A 2,793-nucleotide genomic window follows, 5' to 3' on the forward strand; every position below is an offset into this window, starting at 1 on the left:
GCGGCGGGCTGGGCGGCTATCACTGGGGCCTGCCGGTCAAGCGCGCGATGCTGGCCTGGGAAGCCGCCCGCGCCGAGGCCCCTGCCACGAACCCGTGATCGGCAACTTGTTGCCCAGGCCCTGTATTTCCTCGCATCGACGCGCCAGAGCCATTATATTCGCACGCGACGTCCGGATCAGCCGGGCCTGAAGCAAGAGGCAGAACCGATGCGAGCGAAATCCCCCCTTCTTTTGGCCGCGTCCGGCGCGCTGGCGCTGGCGGCCTGTACGCCCACCACCACCGATACCGGCGATCCCCGCCAGCGCACCAAGGAAGGCGCGCTGATCGGCGCGGGCCTTGGCGCGGTCACCGGCATGGCCGTCACCGATGGCGGCAAACGCGACAAACGCGATGCGCTGGTCGGCGCGGCGATCGGGGCCGCGGCAGGCGCGGCGATCGGCAGCAGGCTCGACCGGCAGGCGGCCGATCTGCGCCGCGACATGGGCAATGACCGGATCAACGTGGTCAATACCGGCTCGCAACTGGTCGTGACCATGCCGCAGGACATCCTCTTCGCCATCGACAGCGCCACGGTCCGGCCCGACCTGCGTGAGGATCTGCGGGCGCTGGCGCGCAACCTGAACCAGTATCCCAACTCGACCGTGGACATCATCGGCCATACCGACAACACCGGGTCGGCCAGCTACAACCAGGACCTGTCCTCGCGCCGGGCAGGCTCGGTCGCGGCGGTGCTGACCGGATCGGGCGTCGATCCGCGGCGCATCCGCGCCTATGGCCGGGGCGAGGACCAACCCGTCGCCTCGAACCTGACGCCCGAAGGCCGGGCGCAGAACCGCCGGGTCGAAATCGTTATCCGCCCGACAACCTGAACCCGGGCGCGTCCCCGCCGGTCCGACCGGCGGGGAGAACGCGCATTGGCCGTTGCCGCCGCCCCGAAGTGGTCATATCTTCTGACCAGTTTCAGGGAGTTCGGCCATGCCCTTCCAGAAGGTTCACCCCGAAAAGCTTTCCGGCGCCGTGGTCCGCCAGATCGAGCTTCTGATCCTGCGCGGCATCCTGCGCCCGGGCGAACGGCTGCCCTCGGAACGCGACCTGTCGGACAAGCTGGGCGTCTCGCGCCCCTCGCTGCGCGAGGCCATCGCCGAATTGCGGGATCGCGGCCTTCTGCTCAGCCGCCCCGGCGCGGGCCTCTTCGTGGCCGAAGTGTTGGGTGCGGCCTTCCCCGAGGCGCTGGTCCAGCTTTTCGCCCGCCATGACGCGGCGCTGTTCGACTACATCGCCTTTCGCCGCGACGTCGAGGCGATGGCCGCCGAACGCGCCGCCCGCCGCGGCTCGGACACAGATCTTGCCGTGATCGACGCCATCTTCCGCCGGATGGAGACCGCGCATGCCAAGCGCAACCCGGCAGACGAGGCCCGTCTGGATGCCGAATTTCACCTCGCGATCATCGAGGCGGGGCATAATCTGGTGATGCTGCATGTCATGCGGGCCATGTTCGACCTGTTGCGCGCGGGTGTCTTCTACAACCGCCAGATCATGTTCCGCCAGCGCACCACGCGGGCGATGCTGCTGGACCAGCACCGCGCGATCAACGACGCGCTTCAAGCCCGCGACGCCCCCGCCGCCCGCGCCGCGGTGGAACGGCATCTGAGCTATGTCGAGACCACGCTGGCCGACCACCTGCAATCGGAACGCAACGAGGAAATCGCCCGCCAGCGGCTGGAGCAGGTCACCGCCCGCGGCTGACCATCCCGGCCCGCGCAACGCAAAAGGCCCGGCAGTTCCCTGCCGGGCCGTCCTGCTGTCCTGTTCCGCCGCTCAGTGCAGCTTGAGCTTGGCCTGAACATCGCCGATGGCCGCATCGACCAGACGATCGTTGGAGGCGTCGGTCATCTGCCGGGCCACCACCTCGCGCGCAGCCGCCACCGCCACGGTGATCGCCCGGTCGCGCACCTCGCGCACCGCGCTGGCCTTGGCCGACTCGATCTGCTCGTCGGCGGCCGCAAGGCGGCGCTCGATCGTGGATTTCAGGTCTTCCTTGGCCTTCGCGGCGGCCGCCTCGGCCTCGGTGCGGGCGCTCGCGACGATGCGCTCGGCCTGCTCCTGGACCTCCTTCTGCTTGCGCTCATAGGAGGCCAGCACCGACTGCGCCTCTTCGCGCAGCGCACGCGCCTCGTCCAGCTCGCGCTGGATCCCCTCCGCGCGCTTGTCCAGCATCCCCGCCAGCTTGCCGGGCACCTTCAGGTAGACCAGCACGCCGATGAAGGCGAGAAAGGACAGCAGCACCACGAAATCGGTATTGTAGAGCGAGAAGAACGGCCCCGACGCGGCGAAGGCCGGGCTGGCGACAAGACTGGCCGCGATTGCGAGTTTCTTCATGCCCCTCACCCCTTCACCCTGGCGTCGACCGCCGCGGTCACCGCGGCCTCGTCGGCCTGGAAGCCCAGCGCCGCGACCAGTTCGCCAGCCGTCGCGCGGGCGACGATGGTCACGCTTTCCATCGCGTTCTCGCGGATCTCGGCGATCTGCTTCTCGGCCTCGGCGGCACGCGCCGATATCTCGGCATCCGCCCGGGCGGTGGCCGCGGCGAGGTCCGCCTTGATCTCGGCCTTCGTCTCGGCGACGATGCGCTGCGCCTCGGCACGGGCATCGGACAGCGCCTTCTCATAGGCCCGCTCGGCTTCCTGCGCCTTCAGCTTCAGCTCGTCCGCGGCGATGATGTCGTTCGAGATCGTGCCCTGGCGCTCGGCCAGAACGGCCGCGATGCGCGGCAGCGCGATGCGCGACAGCAC

4 protein-coding genes are annotated in these 2,793 nt (G+C 69.3%); 2 read left to right on the forward strand and 2 right to left on the reverse strand.

Annotated features, from left to right (window positions below; translation table 11 throughout):
- Nucleotides 1-207 precede the first annotated feature (207 nt).
- Nucleotides 208-870 (forward strand): OmpA family protein, encoded by a 663-nt coding sequence (locus ENN83_RS04475; RefSeq protein ID WP_287184519.1) that lies wholly within the window; start codon nucleotides 208-210, stop codon nucleotides 868-870.
- A gap of 106 nt (nucleotides 871-976) precedes the next feature.
- Nucleotides 977-1,747, forward strand: a complete 771-nt coding sequence (locus ENN83_RS04480; protein WP_287184522.1) for an FCD domain-containing protein — start codon at nucleotides 977-979, stop codon at nucleotides 1,745-1,747.
- Between the two features lie 72 nt (nucleotides 1,748-1,819).
- Here ENN83_RS04480 and ENN83_RS04485 read toward each other — a convergent pair whose 3' ends face one another.
- Both ENN83_RS04485 and ENN83_RS04490 read right to left on the reverse strand, forming a co-directional pair.
- Nucleotides 1,820-2,380, reverse strand: coding sequence for a F0F1 ATP synthase subunit B (locus ENN83_RS04485; RefSeq protein ID WP_287184525.1), 561 nt, complete (start codon nucleotides 2,378-2,380; stop codon nucleotides 1,820-1,822).
- A 5-nt stretch (nucleotides 2,381-2,385) separates the two neighbouring features.
- Nucleotides 2,386-2,793 (reverse strand): F0F1 ATP synthase subunit B' (locus tag ENN83_RS04490; RefSeq protein ID WP_287184527.1); only part of this gene is annotated, 408 nt, incomplete at its 5' end.

This window comes from Rhodovulum sp. (assembly GCF_011048875.1).
Taxonomy (GTDB): Bacteria; Pseudomonadota; Alphaproteobacteria; order Rhodobacterales; family Rhodobacteraceae; genus Rhodovulum; species Rhodovulum tesquicola.